This is a genomic window from Rhodoferax sp., from assembly GCF_037143375.1.
Taxonomy (GTDB): domain Bacteria; phylum Pseudomonadota; class Gammaproteobacteria; order Burkholderiales; family Burkholderiaceae_C; genus Rhodoferax.
The window spans coordinates 1-16283 of sequence record NZ_JBAWYV010000077.1 but is presented as its reverse complement, the minus strand read 5'-3'; the positions used below and the strand labels follow the sequence as shown (position 1 = coordinate 16283).

Annotated in this window: 17 protein-coding genes; 4 read left to right on the top strand and 13 right to left on the bottom strand. The window is 56.9% G+C overall.

Annotated features, from left to right (window positions below; genetic code table 11):
• The 3 genes from WCG50_RS12165 to WCG50_RS12155 all read left to right on the top strand — a co-directional run.
• Nucleotides 1-1335: FAD-dependent oxidoreductase (locus WCG50_RS12165; RefSeq protein ID WP_336899870.1), on the top strand; the 1335-nt coding region annotated here is incomplete at its 5' end.
• 12 nt (nt 1336-1347) lie between these two features.
• On the top strand, nt 1348-1602 hold the full coding sequence (locus tag WCG50_RS12160) for a MoaD/ThiS family protein (RefSeq protein WP_336899869.1): 255 nt from the start codon (nt 1348-1350) through the stop codon (nt 1600-1602).
• Between the two features lie 8 nt (nt 1603-1610).
• On the top strand, nt 1611-1910 hold the full coding sequence (locus WCG50_RS12155; protein ID WP_336899868.1) for a hypothetical protein: 300 nt from the start codon (nt 1611-1613) through the stop codon (nt 1908-1910).
• 34 nt (nt 1911-1944) lie between these two features.
• Here the strand turns inward: WCG50_RS12155 and crcB are convergent, their stop codons facing one another.
• Nucleotides 1945-2328, bottom strand: a complete 384-nt coding sequence (gene crcB, locus WCG50_RS12150) for a fluoride efflux transporter CrcB (protein WP_336899867.1) — start codon at nt 2326-2328, stop codon at nt 1945-1947.
• A gap of 159 nt (nt 2329-2487) precedes the next feature.
• Here crcB and WCG50_RS12145 point away from each other — a divergent pair, with 159 nt between their 5' ends.
• On the top strand, nt 2488-3351 hold the full coding sequence (locus WCG50_RS12145) for a GGDEF domain-containing protein (protein ID WP_336899866.1): 864 nt from the start codon (nt 2488-2490) through the stop codon (nt 3349-3351).
• A 69-nt stretch (nt 3352-3420) separates the two neighbouring features.
• Here the strand turns inward: WCG50_RS12145 and WCG50_RS12140 are convergent, their stop codons facing one another.
• The 12 genes from WCG50_RS12140 to WCG50_RS12085 form a co-directional block, all read right to left on the bottom strand.
• Nucleotides 3421-3969 (bottom strand): helix-hairpin-helix domain-containing protein, encoded by a 549-nt coding sequence (locus WCG50_RS12140; protein WP_336899865.1) that lies wholly within the window; start codon nt 3967-3969, stop codon nt 3421-3423.
• Nucleotides 3970-4113: 144 nt separating this feature from the next.
• Complete coding sequence (rfaD, locus tag WCG50_RS12135) at nt 4114-5133, bottom strand: ADP-glyceromanno-heptose 6-epimerase (RefSeq protein ID WP_336899864.1); 1020 nt, start codon at nt 5131-5133, stop codon at nt 4114-4116.
• Entirely contained in the window at nt 5130-6059 is a 930-nt protein-coding gene (rfaE1, locus tag WCG50_RS12130) for a D-glycero-beta-D-manno-heptose-7-phosphate kinase (RefSeq protein ID WP_336899863.1), read from the bottom strand. The genes rfaD and rfaE1 overlap by 4 nt, the downstream gene beginning before the upstream one ends.
• A 16-nt stretch (nt 6060-6075) precedes the next feature.
• Complete coding sequence (gene lapB / locus WCG50_RS12125) at nt 6076-7233, bottom strand: lipopolysaccharide assembly protein LapB (protein WP_336899862.1); 1158 nt, start codon at nt 7231-7233, stop codon at nt 6076-6078.
• Nucleotides 7223-7519 (bottom strand): LapA family protein, encoded by a 297-nt coding sequence (locus WCG50_RS12120; protein ID WP_336899861.1) that lies wholly within the window; start codon nt 7517-7519, stop codon nt 7223-7225. Before WCG50_RS12120 ends, lapB begins: the two co-directional genes overlap by 11 nt.
• 59 nt (nt 7520-7578) lie before the next feature.
• Complete coding sequence (locus tag WCG50_RS12115; RefSeq protein WP_336899860.1) at nt 7579-7896, bottom strand: integration host factor subunit beta; 318 nt, start codon at nt 7894-7896, stop codon at nt 7579-7581.
• Between the two features lie 89 nt (nt 7897-7985).
• Nucleotides 7986-9668, bottom strand: coding sequence for a 30S ribosomal protein S1 (gene rpsA / locus WCG50_RS12110; protein WP_336899859.1), 1683 nt, complete (start codon nt 9666-9668; stop codon nt 7986-7988).
• Between the two features lie 120 nt (nt 9669-9788).
• Nucleotides 9789-11795: a bifunctional 3-phosphoshikimate 1-carboxyvinyltransferase/cytidylate kinase gene (locus WCG50_RS12105; RefSeq protein ID WP_336899858.1), complete on the bottom strand. Its 2007-nt coding sequence runs from the start codon at nt 11793-11795 to the stop codon at nt 9789-9791.
• Nucleotides 11795-12667, bottom strand: coding sequence for a prephenate dehydrogenase/arogenate dehydrogenase family protein (locus tag WCG50_RS12100; RefSeq protein ID WP_336899871.1), 873 nt, complete (start codon nt 12665-12667; stop codon nt 11795-11797). The genes WCG50_RS12105 and WCG50_RS12100 overlap by 1 nt, the downstream gene beginning before the upstream one ends.
• Nucleotides 12667-13749: a prephenate dehydratase gene (gene pheA, locus WCG50_RS12095; protein WP_336899857.1), complete on the bottom strand. Its 1083-nt coding sequence runs from the start codon at nt 13747-13749 to the stop codon at nt 12667-12669. Before pheA ends, WCG50_RS12100 begins: the two co-directional genes overlap by 1 nt.
• Before the next feature lie 44 nt (nt 13750-13793).
• Nucleotides 13794-14885, bottom strand: coding sequence for a 3-phosphoserine/phosphohydroxythreonine transaminase (serC, locus tag WCG50_RS12090; RefSeq protein ID WP_336899856.1), 1092 nt, complete (start codon nt 14883-14885; stop codon nt 13794-13796).
• Between the two features lie 73 nt (nt 14886-14958).
• On the bottom strand, nt 14959-16283 hold a 1325-nt coding region (locus WCG50_RS12085), incomplete at its 5' end, for a DNA gyrase C-terminal beta-propeller domain-containing protein (protein WP_336899855.1).

The window sequence follows — 16283 nt, the reverse complement described above, 5'->3', positions numbered from 1 at the left end:
GCCGGTGTCATTGCCGCTGAAACCATTCGCAAACAGGCGCCTGGCGACACCATCACGTTGATCGGCGATGAGCGCGAGCCGTCTTATTCCCGCATGGCGATTCCTTACCTGCTGATGGGCAACGTGGACGAGCGCGGCACTTACCTGCGCAAAAGCCCGACGCACTTTGCCGACTTGAAGATCAATGTGCTGCAAGCCGCCGCCAAACGGGTGGATGTTGCTACAAAAACAATAGTGTTAGACAACGGCGAGTCGCTCAGCTTTGACACCCTCTTGATTGCCACCGGTTCTCACCCGGTGCGCCCGCCGATTCCGGGCATTGACTCCGAAGGGGTTCACCCTTGCTGGACGCTGGCGGATGCCCGCAACATCATGGCGCTGGCCATGCCGGGCGCGCGCGTGCTGCAACTCGGTGCCGGTTTTATTGGCTGCATCATCATGGAAGCGCTGACCGCCCGGGGCGTGCATTTGAGTGTGGTGGAAATGGGCGACCGCATGGTGCCGCGCATGATGGGGCCGACTGCTGGTGGCATGATTCGCGACTGGTGCGAGGCCAAAGGCGTTGAAGTGTTTACCGGCACGCGGGTGGAATCGATTGAGCCACAACTTGCAGAGGATGTTGGATTGCTCAAAAAAATCGCCAGTGCTATCGGAATCAGTCAAGAAAAAGAACCGTTGCCGGCCTTGCGGGTGCGCTTGTCCAACGGCAAACACCTTGATTGCGATCTGGTGATCAGTGCTGCCGGTGTGCGGCCTGCCATCGGGTTTCTTGAGAACTCAGGCATCACTTGCTTGCTCGGGGTGTTGACGGATGAGCATTTGCAAACCAATGTGCCCGGCATTTACGCTGCCGGCGACTGCTGCGAAGCGTTTGACAAAGTGTCCGGAAAAATGATCGTCAGTGCGATCCAGCCCAACGCGGCGGAGCAAGCCCGCGTGGCGGCCATGAACATGGTGGCGTTTGGCCGTGGTCTGGCACCGCAATCTGAACTCATGGGTGTCACGCAAATCAACGTGCTCGACACGCTGGGCCTCATTTCAACAAGTTTTGGCGACTGGCAAGGCCGCCCCGGTGGCGAGCATGTGGAGTTGACTGACGTGCCTGCTGGGCGCCACCTGAGCCTGCAGTTCAAGGATGATGTGCTGGTCGGTTGTAACTCCGTGGGATGGACCAAACACGTTGGCGTCATGCGCGGACTGGTTGAAGGCCAGGTCAAGCTGGGAGCCTGGAAAGACATTCTGAAAAACGACCCGACCAAGCTGATGGAAGCCTATCTGGCCAGTGCCCAGGCCCAAAACGACTGGTCCGGTGCACAGGACGGGCGTCGTCGCTAGGGTTTTGAAAAGATGAAAATCACCTTCAAGCTGTTTGCCTCGCTCACCGATTATTTGCCGCCTGAAGCGCGCTATACCAACGTGCTGGAACTCGATGTGGCAGCGGATGCCACCATCATGCAGATCATTGAGCCCTACGGTTTGCCGCCCAAGCTGGTGCATCTGGTGCTGATCAACGGCAAATACGTTGAGCCCAACCAGCGTCTGACCCAGACGCTGGCCGAGGGCGATGTGCTGGCGATCTGGCCCCCGATTGCCGGTGGTTAAAAGTCAGCATGCAGTCTTTTTACGCGGAGCGCTTCGAGCGTGAGATGGGTTGCACCGAGGCTGAGTGGCTGGGCTGGCTGCCCAACGCCATTGGTGACAACTTCTGGAAATTGCAAACGCATTCTGCTGGGGTGCGCATTGGCGACGGTGCACTGGGCCTGACCTGGCATGTGGGCGAGCCGCGGGTGATTGCGCTGATGTGCATTCCCCGCTTGCTGGTCAGCTTTCGATTTGCCGGTCTGGATGATGTCCAGCGCTATGCATTTATGAAGCGGTTTGATTTGTACATGCAGCGTGGCGGTGGCTAGGTTTTATGCAAAATATGCCTCTAGCCCCCGTCCATCATGCGCGAGTAGCTATGAAATATGTAGTGGTCTGGATGCCTGCAATGGTCAGGAGCAGGGAGCCAAACAAGTGCAGTCCGGCGGTGCCAAATGCCATGGCGTAGCGTTGTTGGCCCAGCATGCCCACCACTTCAGCCGAGAAGCTTGAAAACGTGGTGAGGGCGCCCAAAAATCCCGTCACCAAGGCCAAGCGCCAGACGGGGTCCAGGTTGGGCAAGGCCTGAAATACCGCCACGCAAATGCCAATCAGGTAGCCGCCGATCAGGTTGGCGGCCAGCGTGCCCAGTGGAATCGCAGCGCCGGGATTGAGCCAAAGGCCCAAGCCCCAGCGGGCCAGTGCGCCCAAGCTGGCGCCGATACAAATTGCGAGAACTGAAATCATGTTGTAGACATCATAAATGCTGATTCACCGCAATGGAAAATGATAGACAGGTGAGGGTTTGTACGGGAAAATTGCGGGGTCCATAGCAAGCCGTCATTCATTCTGAGCGGGGCAATAAAATATAAAGCTATGACGCTTTCTGGGTATCTGGAGGAAATCATGTCTGACCTTGGAATTCATCCAAGAGTGATCAATCGAGTGCAAAGTTATTGGCGTGCGATCGTTGTCGCGCTGGTGCTGGGCGGCTGCTTGTTTGCTTGGGTCAACGCAGTCTGGGCCGATCCGCTGCTGGCGCTGGGTGTGATGGTAAGCGCCTGGGTTCTGGTTGGCCTTCACTTGGTCTTTTTTCGTCAGCTGAAGTTTGTCAAATCACAACGCGATCAAGCACTGGCTCGGGCCACCGCCACTGATTTGAAGATGGCGGATCTGTTGCAAAACCACGATCAGCGCGTTCAACTCTACGTGTCCCAGCGCATGGAAGCTTTCCAAAGCGAGATTGTTGATCTGCGCAGCCGTTGCATCGTGCTTCAGGAGCAGGCCCACCATGACGAGCTGACCGGTCTGGCCAATCGCCTGCTATTGACTGAACGGTTTTTTAGCGCTGCCAAACGCTCCAAGCGCAGTGGCAAGGCTTTTGCATTGTTGATGATTGATTTAGACGACTTCAAGGTCATCAACGACAACCATGGCCATGCTGCAGGCGACTTTGTTTTGATCACCATGGCCAATCGCTTGGTGGGTGCGGTGCGCGCATGCGATACGGTGGCCCGTCTGGGCGGCGATGAATTTGTGCTCATTATCGAAGATATTGAAGACCCCCAAGAGCTGGTGAACATGGGGCAAAAGATGATTGCCACCTTGTCGAGTCCTATTCCACTGGAGCGAGGCACTGTTGTTTCGGCCGGTGCCAGTGTCGGATTGGCTTTGTTCCCGCATCACGGTACCGAGTTGAATGATTTGCTCTACATAGCGGATCAATCCATGTACGAGTGCAAGTCCACCGGACAAATGACTTTGCAATAACGATCAAGTCAAGGATTTTTCGGCCAAAAAAAACCCGCGCGAAGCGGGTTTTTTTATGCATGCAGGAACTTATTTTTTGGCAGCGCTGGCAGCTGGTTTGGCTGCATCAGCTTTGGCATTTTTGCCGGCATCTTTCTTGGCTTTGGCTTCTTCAGCTTTTTTCATTTTTTCTTCAGCCTTGGCTTTTTTGTCGGCTTCTTTTTTAGCTTTGGCTTCGGCTTTTGGATCTTTCTTTTCTTCCTTGGCAGCAGGGGCGGCAGCGGCAGGTGCTACAGCAGCAGCTGGCTTGGCATCGGCCTTGGCGGCAGGTTTTTCATCTTTCTTGGCAGCGGCAGCCGGTGCAGCAGCGGCGCCCTTGAAGGATGAGCCGTTAACGGTCAAGCCTTCGGTAGAAAACTTGGCTGCATTGCCTTCGCCCACGCCCTTGACGCGTTCAACTAAGTCGTTCCAATCCTTGAAGTTGCCTTTTTTGCGCTCATCAAGAATTTTGGTGGAGATCGAAGGGCCAATGCCTTTGATGCTGTCGAGTTCGGCAGCGGTTGCCTTGTTGACATCAACAGCGGCAAAACAAACTGCTGCATACAACATAGCCACGAGGGCCAGAATTTTTTTCAACATGAATTAACTCCTGAAGGGTACAAGTAAACAAAAAAAAGTGACCATCTCATCGCGTAGATGAGACTTGCCACACAACGAGATGGCTATGTCAGCCGTTGACCGGCCGATGGTGAAATTACGGGGAAACCCTGAAAAATAGGTCAATCAGGCTTGACTGGCCATCCATTCAACGTATTTGGCCACGCCAGTTTGCACATCTGCAAAGCGGTGGTCGCAGCCAGCAGCGCGCAAGGCACTCAAGTCTGCTTGGGTGTAGCACTGGTATTTGCCACGCAAAGCGTCCGGGAATGGGATGTACTCGATCAGTCCGGCTGCTGTAATGGCTTCTAGTGGCAAGGCCGCCTCACCCTGGATGCTTCGCAGTGCGTTCACCACGGAACTGGCCACGTCGTTAAAAGGTTGGGCCCGGCCCGTGCCAAGGTTAAAAATACCGGAGACACCGGGATGGTCAAAAAACCAGAGGTTGACCGCCACCACATCGTCAATAAAAACGAAATCGCGCATTTGCGACCCTGGTGCATAGCCGCCGTAGTCACCAAACAGCTTGACCTTGCCCTCTGCCTTGAACTGGTTGAACTGATGAAAGGCGACGCTGGCCATGCGGCCTTTGTGCTGCTCACGTGGGCCATACACATTGAAGTAGCGAAAGCCCACGACCTGGCCTGTTTTGCCGACCACCGAGCGCTGAAAGTCAACACCGCACTCGCGACGCATGCGTTGGTCAAACAGGAGCTTGGAGTAGCCGTAGACGTTCAGGGGGTGCTCAAAAGCGGGCTCTTCCTTGAAGGTGTCTGAGCCGCCGTAGGTCGCGGCGCTAGAGGCGTATAGCAGACGTGCACCCCGTTTTTGGCAGGCCTGGAACAAGCTCACCGAGGTGGTGTAGTTGTTGTCCATCATGTACTTGCCATCGGCTTCCATGGTGTCACTGCAGGCACCTTCATGGAACACGGCTTCTATCTGGCCGTAGGCGCCATTGGCAAACAGATCGTAGAACACACTGGCATCGACGTAGTCGGCAATTCTCAAGTCAGCCAAATTGCGAAACTTGTCGCCCTGCGTCAGGTCATCGACGGCAATGATGTCGTCAAAACCACGGGCATTCAGGCCTTTGATCAGGTTGCTGCCAATAAAGCCGGCAGCGCCGGTGACAACGATTCGGGTCATGCAAATAACTCCTCATAAGAAACAGTGGCGGTACCAAATTTCCCGACCACCAGGCCGCCAGCCCGGTTGGACAGGGGGAGTGCGTCGCGCAGGCTCATGCCAGCTGCCACCAGGGCGGCCATCGTGGCGATCACCGTATCGCCAGCGCCGGTCACGTCAAACACTTCGCGCGCCTGGGCGCTGACGTGCAACTGCCCTTGCGCATCAAACAGCGTCATGCCTTCTTCGCTGCGCGTCAGGAGCACGGCCTCGAGGCCGAGTTGCTGCCGCAGGTTTTGGCATTTGGTCTGCAAATCGGACTCGTCACGCCAGGCGCCGATGACTTGCTGCAATTCCGCACGGTTTGGGGTAATCACCGTGGCGTTTTGGTAGCGCGAGTAATCAGTTCCCTTGGGGTCGATCAGGATCGGTTTGTTGGCGGCACGGGCGCGATCAATCATGTCGCTGACGTGGGCCAGGCCCCCTTTGCCGTAGTCCGAGAAAAGTACGGCATCATGCTCAGGCAAGAGCTTGATAAAGGTCTCTGTCTGGGACGCCAGCAGCTCGGTCTTGGGGATGTTCTCAAAATCAAGGCGCAGCAGTTGCTGTTGGCGCCCGATCACCCGGAGCTTGACGGTGGTCTTGAGTTCGGCATCGCGGCCAAAGTAAGTTCGAATGCCGGTTCGGGCGACCAGGGCTTCGAGTTTGTGGCTTGCCTCATCTTCGCCCACCACTGTGAGCAAGGAAGATTGCGCTCCCAGGGTCACCACGTTGTAGGCCACGTTGGCGGCGCCGCCGTTGCGCTCTTCTTCGCGTGTGATGCGCACAATCGGCACCGGTGCTTCGGGCGATATGCGGTCCACGGCGCCATACCAGTAACGGTCCAGCATCACGTCGCCAACCACCAGGACGCTTGCCAGGGCTAGTTTTTCTTTGGATATGGTCATGAAATAAATTTAATTTTTAAAGTTCTTCAACCCGGCGGGCCGGATAACTGTCCCAAGCCTGGCAACCAGGACATTGCCAAAAGTGTTGCTTGGCCTCAAACCCACAAGCCGCACAGCGGTAGCGCGTCAAAGGCTTGACGGCATGGTCCAAGGCGCGCTGCACCTGCGGATGAAATTGCTCGTGTTCCAGCTTCTCTCCGGCAATCCATTTGGCAGCCGCGACCAAAGAGGGTTCGCGTTCCAGATGACGCACATACCAGTCGCGTGCTGTGGGCAGTGGGCCGCTCTCGGTGGCTTCCAGCGCCACGATGGCATCCAGTACATCCAGTGAGGGAGACAGGTCGTAATTGGTTTTCAGTAAGTCAAGGGCATCTAACGAGTGGCCACTGCTGATCGCAAACTCTGCCAATGGCCCTGCAATCAGGGGAATAGCTGCGGGGGAGGCTTCGAGTGACGCCAGCAGTGTGGTGTACGCCTCTTCAGGTTTGTCCTGCTGACTCAACAGTCTGGATAAATCGATTCGAGGGCGCGGTGCTTCGGGCGCGGTGGTGATGGCCTCTAGCAGCAAGGCTTTTGCCTGCGCGAATTCCTGCTTGGCCCTGCACGTAGCGGCCTGCTCACACAGGTAATGCGACAACCGTCCATTGAAACTGCCCTGGTTGGACTGTGCCAGTTTTTGGGCGATCAAGGCGGCTTGTGGCCAGTCGCGACTGCGTTCGTAATTGGCCAACAGTGCGAGCCGCGCCTGTGCTTCAAACGGTGTTCCTTCAAGTTTGAGCAAGGCAGATTCGGCACGGTCAAGCAGGCCCGCTTTGAGATAGTCCAGCGCGAGGGCATGTTGCGCGCGTTGGCGGTCCGCCAGGCTTAAGTCGCCGCGTGACAGCAGGTGGTCATGGACGCGTACGGCACGTTCATACTCTCCGCGACGGCGAAATAAATTACCCAGTGCAAAGTGCAATTCCGAGGTATCCGGGTCGTTTTGAACGGCTTCAATAAAGGCGTCAATCGCTTGGTCTTGCTGCTCATTGAGCAGGAAATTCAAGCCTTTGAAATACGCTTTGGGTGCCTGGTGATTCTCAATGCGAAGTTGGCGCAGATCAAGGCGCGAAGCGACCCAACCCAGCACAAACGCCAGGGGCAGTCCCAGCAAAATCCAGCTCAGGTCAAAGTCCATGCGGCGTAGTTTGAGAATTGGGTTGCAGTTTTTGTGCTTCTGCAGTCGCCAAAGTGGTCAGGGTGGCGCGGCTCGCTGCACTGCGTTGTTTCCACCAGCGCGGCACCATGCCCAGTACGCCAACAGCAACGCCCACAGCAAACGTGCTGAGCACCACCAGAACCAAAGGCGCGCTCCACTGCGTGCCAAAGAAAAAGTGCACGGTGGTGTCCTGCTGATTGTTCAGTGCGAAAGCAAACAGGGTAAAAAAAATGGCTGCCTTAAGTACCCACTTAAGCAGCCACATGAAGTGTTCCATCGATTTCCCCAGTGACGCAAATATTCTAACGTTGAGAAGCGATGCCTTTAAGCTGACAGCTTCTCTTTCGCGTCCAGTTCAGAGGTACGCAGATCAACGGCTTCACGCAGGGCTTTGCCCGGCTTGAAGTGGGGAACGCGCTTCTCGGGAATGGCCACACTTTCGCCACTGCGGGGGTTACGACCCATGCGCGGTGGTCGGTGGTTGATGGAGAAACTGCCAAAGCCTCTGATTTCAATTCGGTGGCCACGCACCAGTGCATCGTTCATGGCATCAAGGATGGCCTTGACAGCAAATTCTGCATCGCGGTGGGTCAGTTGGCCAAATCGGGCGGCCAGTTCTTCAACAAGGTCAGATCGCGTCATTAAAAGTCCAAAAAAATGGCACAAAAAAACAGGCGGCACAAACGCGAAGTCTGTGCCGCCTGATCGATCAGTTCCGAACTGGAATCGACTTAGCTGTTGTTGTCCAACTTGGCGCGCAACAAAGCGCCCAGGCTGGTGGTGCCAGCGTTTTCACGAGCCGATTGCTGGCTCAGTGTGGACATGGCTTCGTTTTGATCAGCCGCATCTTTTGCCTTGATAGACAACTGGATGTTGCGGGTCTTGCGATCCACATTGACGACCACTGCAGTGACTTCGTCGCCTTCTTTGAGCACATTACGGGCATCTTCCACGCGGTCGCGGGAGATTTCTGAAGCGCGCAGGTAGCCGATGATGTCGTCGCCGAGATCAATTTCAGCGCCCTTGGCATCCACAGTCTTGACCTTGCCGGTAACCACTTGACCCTTGTCATTGATGGTGGCGAAGGTGGTGAATGGATCGGAATCCAACTGTTTGATACCCAGGGAGATGCGTTCGCGGTCCACGTCCACAGCCAACACGAGGGCTTCGACTTCCTGGCCCTTTTTGTATTCGCGCACAGCGGTTTCGCCGGGCTCGTTCCAGGACAGGTCGGAGAGGTGAACCAAACCGTCGATGCCGGCAGCCAAGCCCACAAACACGCCGAAGTCGGTGATGGACTTGATAGGGCCCTTCACGCGGTCGCCGCGCTTGGTGTTCTGAGCAAATTCTTGCCAAGGGTTGGCCTTGCATTGCTTCATGCCTAAGCTGATACGGCGCTTGTCTTCGTCGATTTCCAGAACCATGACTTCGACTTCATCGCCCAGGGCAACAATCTTGGACGGCGCAACGTTCTTGTTGGTCCAGTCCATCTCGGACACGTGGACCAGGCCTTCGATTCCGGGTTCCAGTTCCACAAATGCGCCGTAATCGGCAATGTTCGTGATCTTGCCGAACATGCGCGTACCTTGGGGGTAACGGCGGTTCACGCCCATCCAAGGATCATCACCCATTTGCTTCAGACCCAGTGACACGCGGTTTTTCTCGGTGTCGAATTTCAGGATCTTGGCAGTGATTTCTTGACCAGCCGTCACGACTTCAGAAGGGTGACGGACACGGCGCCAAGCCATGTCGGTGATGTGCAACAGGCCGTCGATACCGCCCAGATCCACAAATGCGCCGTATTCGGTGATGTTCTTGACAACACCTTGAACCACGGAGCCTTCTTTGAGGGTTTGCATCAGCTTGGCGCGTTCTTCGCCCATGCTGGCTTCAACCACAGCGCGACGTGACAACACAACGTTGTTACGCTTGCGGTCAAGCTTGATAACCTTGAATTCCAAAGTTTTGTTTTCGTACGGGGACAAGTCTTTGGTAGGACGTGTGTCAACCAACGAACCTGGCAGGAATGCGCGGATTCCGTTGACCAAAACGGTCAGGCCACCCTTGACTTTGCCGCTGGTGGTGCCGGTGACAAATTCGCCGGTTTCCAGGGCTTTTTCCAGGCTCATCCACGAAGCGAGACGCTTGGCGGTGTCGCGGGACAAAATGGTGTCGCCGTAGCCGTTTTCGATGGAACCGATGGCCACCGACACGAAGTCGCCGACCTGAACTTCGATTTCGCCCTTGTCACTCTTGAATTCTTCGAGCGGCACGTAGGCTTCAGACTTGAGGCCAGCGTTAACAACAACAAAGCTGTGCTCGATACGTACCACTTCAGCAGTGATAACTTCGCCTGGACGCATTTCTGTGCGTGTCAACGACTCTTCGAATAGGGCTGCAAATGATTCTGACATTTTTGGTTGCGGAGTGTTCCGCGGGTTAGTTTGTTGAACCACACCAGCAGTGCGCTAAAGCAGCGCGAGAAGGCCGGTGGGGAGCGACGCAAGGTCAAGATGACTTTGCTTTTTAGTCTTTCAAATGGCTCTGAAAGGCTGTTTGTCCTGCCACCAGGCCAAGACCAAAGTGACTGATTTCTCAACCGCCAATTCGGAGTTGTCTAGCAACCGGGCATCTTGTGCGGGCCTGAGAGGTGCGACGGTGCGGGATGAATCCCTGGCGTCGCGTGCTTCCAGATCAGCGCGAAGAGATGGGAGTGTAGTTGAAATTCCCTTTGAAATCAATTGTTTGTAGCGTCGTTCGGCGCGTCGCTCGGCACTGGCGGTCAAAAAAACCTTGAGCGGCGCCTCGGGGAAGATGACCGTGCCCATGTCGCGCCCATCGGCGACCAGGCCCGGCAACTGCCGAAAGCTGTGTTGCAGGTCGACCAAAGCCGATCTAACCATGGGCAAGGCCGAGACCCGGGAGGCGTTCATGCCGGCCTCTTCGGTGCGAATGATGTCACTCACATCGGTGCCGTTCAGCAAGACACGGCCATCAATAAACTGAATTGTCAGCGTTTGGACCTGATCGGCAATGGCCTGTTCACCCGCTGCGTCCAGTGTCAGTCCGGCTTGCAAGGCGGCGAACGCCGTGATGCGGTAGAGCGAGCCAGAGTCCAGAAAATGGTAGCCCAGTTCTTTGGCTAGCACCGCTGCCAGCGTGCCTTTGCCGGACGCGGTCGGGCCGTCAACGCAGATCACGGGAATGGCTTGTGGCGGGGTTTGCACCAGCGTGAACAAGGCCTCAAAGTAGTCCGGGAAAGTCTTGGCGACACATTTGGGGTCTTCAATGCGCACCGGCAGGCCTGCCGGATTGAAGGCGGCCAGCGAAAAACACATGGCAACACGGTGGTCGTCATAGGTATGGATGCTGGCGGCTTGCCAGTCGGCCAGTGTGTTCGGCGGTGTGACGCTGATGAAGTCGGCGCCTTCTTCGACCGTGGCGCCCAGTTTGCGCAATTCACACGCCATGGCCGCAATGCGGTCAGTTTCCTTGACGCGCCAACTGGCAATATTGAACAGTGTGGTGGTGCCGTTGGCGTACAAAGCCATCACGGCCAGCGTCATGGCGGCATCGGGGATATGGTTGCAGTCCAGCTCAATCGCTTTGAGCGGCCAGCTACCGCGTGAAATCTCCAGCCAGTTGGGGCCGCTCACCACGTGGGCGCCCATCAGTTGCGCCGCTTCGATGAAGCGAATGTCGCCCTGGATGGAGTCCGCGCCGACGCCTTCAATCCTTATGCTTGTTTGACCTGTAGCCCCCGTCGCTATTGCGCCAAGAGCTATAAAATAGCTAGCAGAAGAAGCGTCTGCCTCCACATGCAAGGTGCCGGGCGATGTGAACTGACTGCCCGCTGGAATGGTGAACCGTTGCCAACCTTCGCGCACCACCTGAATGCCAAAACGCGCCAGCAGGTTGAGCGTGATTTCAATATAAGGCCGGGAGATCAACTCGCCGACGACTTCAATGACGATGTCTTTTTTAGCCACCAACGGCAATGACATCAGCAGGGCGGTGAGAAACTGGCTTGACACATCACCTCGGACCTGAATGGGTCCGTCCAGCGTCAGCGTGGGGTTGCCAATGCGCAGGGGCGGGAAGCCGTCCTGACCCAAATAATCAATGTGGCAACCGAGTTGGCGCAAGGCGTCTACCAGGTCGCCAATCGGGCGTTCGTGCATACGCGGGATGCCACGCAACTCGAAATCGCCACCCATCACCGCCAGCGCAGCGGTCAGCGGGCGTATGGCAGTGCCGGCATTGCCCATAAACAGATCGGCTTTTTGCTGTTTGAGCTGGCCACCGAGGCCGTCAATCTGAACGGTCGTGCCGCTTTGGCGAATGTTACAACCCAGGATGCGCAAGGCGTCCAGCATGATGCGGGTGTCGTCAGAGTCCAGCAGGTCATGCAGGGTGGTGGTGCCTTGACTCAGTGCCGATAAAAGCAGTACGCGGTTAGAGATGCTTTTTGAGCCAGGAAGTACCAATGTTCCACCGGCCGAGGCGAGGTTCGGAATGTCGAGAAAAACAGTAGTCAGCATTATTTTTGGTTTTTAGCCATGCTCCAGTTGGCGCGGGTCAGGCTGGCTTGTTCGATCAATCCTTCAAGTGCCTCTGCGTTGCCGCTGGAAATCATGAGTTCGAGCGCCTGGAGATTGCGTTGGAAGATTTTGGATTGGGCCAGCAACTCTTCGCGGTTGGACAGCATGATGTCGCGCCAAACCTTGGGGTCGCTGGCTGCGATGCGTGTGAAGTCACGAAACCCTGGGCCTGCCAGCGACAGGTAGTCTTTGCCATGAGGCTGGCCCGAGATGGCGTTCATCAAGGCAAACGAGATCAGGTGCGGCAAGTGACTGACTGCGGCAAACGCGGCATCGTGCGACTCTGGCGACATTTTGACCACGCGGCAACCCAGTGCCGTCCAGACATCCACCGCCTTTTGCAATTGAACCGTCAAGGTGCGCTCGATGGGGGTGAGGATGACTTGCTTGCCAACGTACAGGTCTGCATCGGAATGCTCGACCCCGGAGACTTCTTTGCCCGCAATCGGGTGGGCGGGCACAAACGAGCCGATTTGCTCGCGCAAGGCGCGCCGTCCTGCGTCAATCACGTCGCGCTTGGTGGAGCCGACGTCCATGATCAGCATTTGGGGCGTGACCAGATGTTTGATGGCCTTGAACGTCGCTTCGGTGGCCGACACCGGTACGGCAATCAAGACGATGTCGGCGCCTGACACCGCCAGCAAGGCCGAAGGGGCCTCCAGGTCAATGACGCCTAACTGGCGGGCGCGTTCCGTGGTGGAGGGTGATTTGCTGTAGCCCACCACCCGTTTCACCAGCCCGGCACGTTTGAGCGCCAGGGCAAATGAGCCGCCCATCAAACCACAACCAATGAGTCCGAGTTGTTGAAACATCATGCGCCCGCAGGGTAGGTGCCGAGCACTTTATAAAACGCGCTCAGTGATTGAAGTTCCTTGAGGGCCGCAGCGACATGCGGCTGAGAAGGGTGGCCTTGAATGTCGATATAAAAATAATATTCCCACTGGCCGGAGCGGGCGGGACGCGACTCAAACCGGGTCATGGAGACACCGTGGGTCTTGAGAGGCATGAGTAAATCATGCACCGCGCCGGGTTTGTTGGGCACCGAGACGATCAGGCTGACGCAGTCTTTTCCGGTGGCTTCGGGCGCGGGCAGTGTTTGTGGCAGGCACACCACCGCAAACCGGGTGCGGTTGAAAGCATCGTCCTGAATCGCCGGTGAAGCGACATGCAGACCAAATTCACTGCCGGCACGCTCGCTGGCAATCGCGGCCCAAGCCGGGTTGGTGGCGGCCAGACGGGCGCCTTCGGCATTGCTGGACGCGGCACGCCGTTCTGCGTGGGGCAGGTGGGTGGTGAGCCAGTCCTGGCACTGGGCCAGTGCTTGCGGGTGGGCGTAAACCACTTCAATACCCGCCAGCATGGGGCTGAGTCTTAGCACGTTGTGGCGCACCAGAAAGCTGGTTTCGCCGACGATATGCAGTGGCGAATTCAGCAGCAAATCAAGCGAGCGTGAGATCACGCCTTCGCTGGAGTTTTCGATGGGAATGACGCCAAACTCGGCGCCACCACCCGCTGTGGAGCGGAACACTTCGTCAATGCTGACGCACATGACCCGTTCAATGCTGGAGCCAAAAAACTGCAGCGCTGCCTGTTCGCTGAAAGTGCCGGCGGGGCCCAGGTAGGCCACCCGCTGCGCGGCTTCCAAAGCGCGACAGGCCGACATGATTTCGCGCCAGATGACAGCGATGCTGCTGTTTTTGATGGGGCCAGGGTTGCCGGTTTGCAGGCTATTGATGACTTGGGTTTCGCGTTCCGGGCGAAACACCGGGGAGCCATCGATGCGCTTGATCTCACCCACCTCATGGGCCAGCGAGGCGCGTTGGTTCAGCAGTGCCAGCAACTCCAGGTCAAGGGCGTCGATGTGTGTGCGCAGTTCAGGAAGGGTTTTCGCCATGAAACAGTCTTGCTCTTTGAAAGGGAGTTGATCGACCTGGCTTTTCAGCTTCGGGTTTTTTCGAATTCTTGCATGTAGTCCACCAGTGCTTGCACGCCTTCCAGGGGCATGGCGTTGTAAATACTGGCACGCATGCCGCCCACTGACTTGTGGCCCTTGAGTTGCAGCAAGCGGTGTGTTTGAGCCCCCGCCAAAAAAGCCGCGTTGAGGCTTTCGTCACGCAGGAAAAACGGCACGTTCATGCGCGAGCGGCAGTCGCTGGCGACTTTGTTTTGGTACAGCTGGGAGTTGTCAATGGCCTGGTACAGCAGTTCGGCTTTGGCGATATTGCGCGCCTCCATGGCGGCCATGCCCCCCTGTCGCTTGAGCCACTGAAACACCAGCCCGGCGACGTAAATCGAGTAGGTCGGCGGGGTGTTGTACATCGACTGGTTGTCGGCCACCATTTTGTAATTGAAGGCACTGGGGCAGGCGGGCAGGGCGTGGCCCAGCAGGTCGTCGCGCACCACCACCAGGGTCAAACCGGCAGGGCCCAGATTTTTTTGAGCACCGCCAAACGCCAGCCCGACCTTGGACCAGTCCACCGGTCGCGACGCCACATGGGATGAAAAATCGATCACCAAATCGGCGTTGCTACCGAGCGCTTTGAGGTTCGGCAGGGTATGGAATTCGACGCCGTTAATGGTCTCGTTGGTGCAGACATGCACATAGCGAGCTGCTGGGTTGAGCTTCCATTGCGAAGGGTCAGGCAGTGAGGTATGCCCGTTTGCCAAGTTGTCGGCTGCGGTGTGCGCGGTGCAATACTTGCCCGCTTCCTGTTGCGACTTCTGGCTCCAGCTCCCTGACACCACAAAGTCCACCAAGCCGCCCTGTGAAATATTCAGTGGCACGATGGCGTTTTCTGCCAGCCCGCCGCCTTGCATGAACAGGATCTTGAAGTTGTCAGGCACCGCCAGCAACTCGCGCAGGTCGGCTTGCGCCTGCTCATAGATCGAGATGAACTCTTTGCCCCTGTGGCTCATTTCCATCACGCCCATGCCGCTGCCATGCCAGTCCAGCATCTCAGCGGCCGCTTCGGTCAGCACTTCTTCGGGCATAGCCGCGGGTCCGGCGGAAAAGTTAAAAGGTCGGTTCATAAGAAACTTTTTAAGCCAAATAGGGCTCTAGCCCTCGTGCAACAAGCGCTAGTAGCTATATAAAACGTAGCAATTAAATGTCGGTGTTCGTGTCGCCTGCCTCGTCAGCTTCACCGGTGTCATCGCCCGCAATGTCATTGACGACAGGGTTGGCGTCGTTTTCAACAATGCGCTGCAAACCGCTCAGTTTGGAGCCTTCGTCCAGCGCAATCAAGGTCACCCCTTGGGTGGCACGGCCGAGTTCGCGAATCTCGCTGACCCGGGTGCGTACCAAAACGCCCTTGTCGGTGATCAACATGATTTCGTCATCGGCATGCACCAGCGTAGCGGCCACCACTTTGCCGTTGCGCTCGCTTTGCTGGATGGCAATCATTCCCTTGGTGCCGCGGCCGTGGCGGGTGTATTCGGTGATGCTGGTGCGTTTGCCGTAGCCGTTTTGGGTGGCGGTCAGCACGCTTTGCAACTCGTCTTCGGCGACCAGCATGGCGATCACGCTTTGGCCTTCTTCGAGGTTCATTCCCTTGACACCGCGCGATTGACGGCCGTGGGCGGTGACTTCGTCTTCGTTGAAACGCACAGCTTTGCCACCGTCCGAGAACAACATGACATCGTGCTGACCGTCAGTGACCGCCGCGCCGATCAGGAAGTCGCCTTCGTCGAGGTTGATGGCAATGATGCCGACTTTGCGTGGGTTGCTGAAATCGTCCAGCGGGGTCTTTTTGACGGTGCCCATGGACGTGGCCATGAATACAAAATGGTCCGCCGGGAACGTGCGCTTGTTGCCGGTTAAAGGCAGCACGACGCTGATTTTTTCGCCTTCTTGCAGCGGGAACATGTTGACGATCGGGCGACCGCGTGAACCGCGCGAGCCTTGTGGCACTTCCCAAACCTTGAGCCAGTACAGGCGGCCCCGGTTGCTGAAGCACAGGATGTAGTCGTGCGTGTTGGCAATAAAGAGTTGGTCAACCCAATCGTCTTCTTTGGTGGCTGTGGCCTGCTTGCCACGTCCGCCACGCTTTTGCGCCCGGTATTCGCTCAAGGGCTGGCTCTTGATGTAGCCACTGTGCGAGAGCGTGACCACCATATCTGTCGGGGTGATCAGGTCTTCGGTGCTCAGGTCAAACGAGCTGTATTCCACTTGGCTGCGGCGAGCACCAATCTTGGTTTGGCCGAACTCAGTTTTGATGGCGGTCAGCTCTTCGCTGATGATGGTGGTGACGCGCTCTGGCTTGGCCAGAATATCGAGCAAGTCTTCGATCTCGCCCATGACCTCTTTGTATTCCGCCACGATCTTGTCCTGCTCCAGCCCCGTCAGGCGTTGCAGGCGCATTTGCAAAATTTCTTGCGCTTGCGTCTCGGACAGGCGGTACAAGCCGTCGCTGCCCATGCCGTAGGTTT

Excerpts from the sequence above, each read along its gene's own strand:
- WCG50_RS12160 (WP_336899869.1), top strand. The coding sequence starts at position 1,348 with ATGAAAATCACCTTCAAGCTGTTTGCCTCGCTCACCGATTATTTGCCG.
- WCG50_RS12155 (WP_336899868.1), top strand. The coding sequence starts at position 1,611 with ATGCAGTCTTTTTACGCGGAGCGCTTCGAGCGTGAGATGGGTTGCACC.
- crcB (WP_336899867.1), bottom strand. The coding sequence starts at position 2,328 with ATGATTTCAGTTCTCGCAATTTGTATCGGCGCCAGCTTGGGCGCACTG.
- WCG50_RS12145 (WP_336899866.1), top strand. The coding sequence starts at position 2,488 with ATGTCTGACCTTGGAATTCATCCAAGAGTGATCAATCGAGTGCAAAGT.
- WCG50_RS12140 (WP_336899865.1), bottom strand. The coding sequence starts at position 3,969 with ATGTTGAAAAAAATTCTGGCCCTCGTGGCTATGTTGTATGCAGCAGTT.
- rfaD (WP_336899864.1), bottom strand. The coding sequence starts at position 5,133 with ATGACCCGAATCGTTGTCACCGGCGCTGCCGGCTTTATTGGCAGCAAC.
- rfaE1 (WP_336899863.1), bottom strand. The coding sequence starts at position 6,059 with ATGACCATATCCAAAGAAAAACTAGCCCTGGCAAGCGTCCTGGTGGTT.
- lapB (WP_336899862.1), bottom strand. The coding sequence starts at position 7,233 with ATGGACTTTGACCTGAGCTGGATTTTGCTGGGACTGCCCCTGGCGTTT.
- WCG50_RS12120 (WP_336899861.1), bottom strand. The coding sequence starts at position 7,519 with ATGTGGCTGCTTAAGTGGGTACTTAAGGCAGCCATTTTTTTTACCCTG.
- WCG50_RS12115 (WP_336899860.1), bottom strand. The coding sequence starts at position 7,896 with ATGACGCGATCTGACCTTGTTGAAGAACTGGCCGCCCGATTTGGCCAA.
- rpsA (WP_336899859.1), bottom strand. The coding sequence starts at position 9,668 with ATGTCAGAATCATTTGCAGCCCTATTCGAAGAGTCGTTGACACGCACA.
- WCG50_RS12105 (WP_336899858.1), bottom strand. The coding sequence starts at position 11,795 with ATGCTGACTACTGTTTTTCTCGACATTCCGAACCTCGCCTCGGCCGGT.
- WCG50_RS12100 (WP_336899871.1), bottom strand. The coding sequence starts at position 12,667 with ATGTTTCAACAACTCGGACTCATTGGTTGTGGTTTGATGGGCGGCTCA.
- pheA (WP_336899857.1), bottom strand. The coding sequence starts at position 13,749 with ATGGCGAAAACCCTTCCTGAACTGCGCACACACATCGACGCCCTTGAC.
- serC (WP_336899856.1), bottom strand. The coding sequence starts at position 14,885 with ATGAACCGACCTTTTAACTTTTCCGCCGGACCCGCGGCTATGCCCGAA.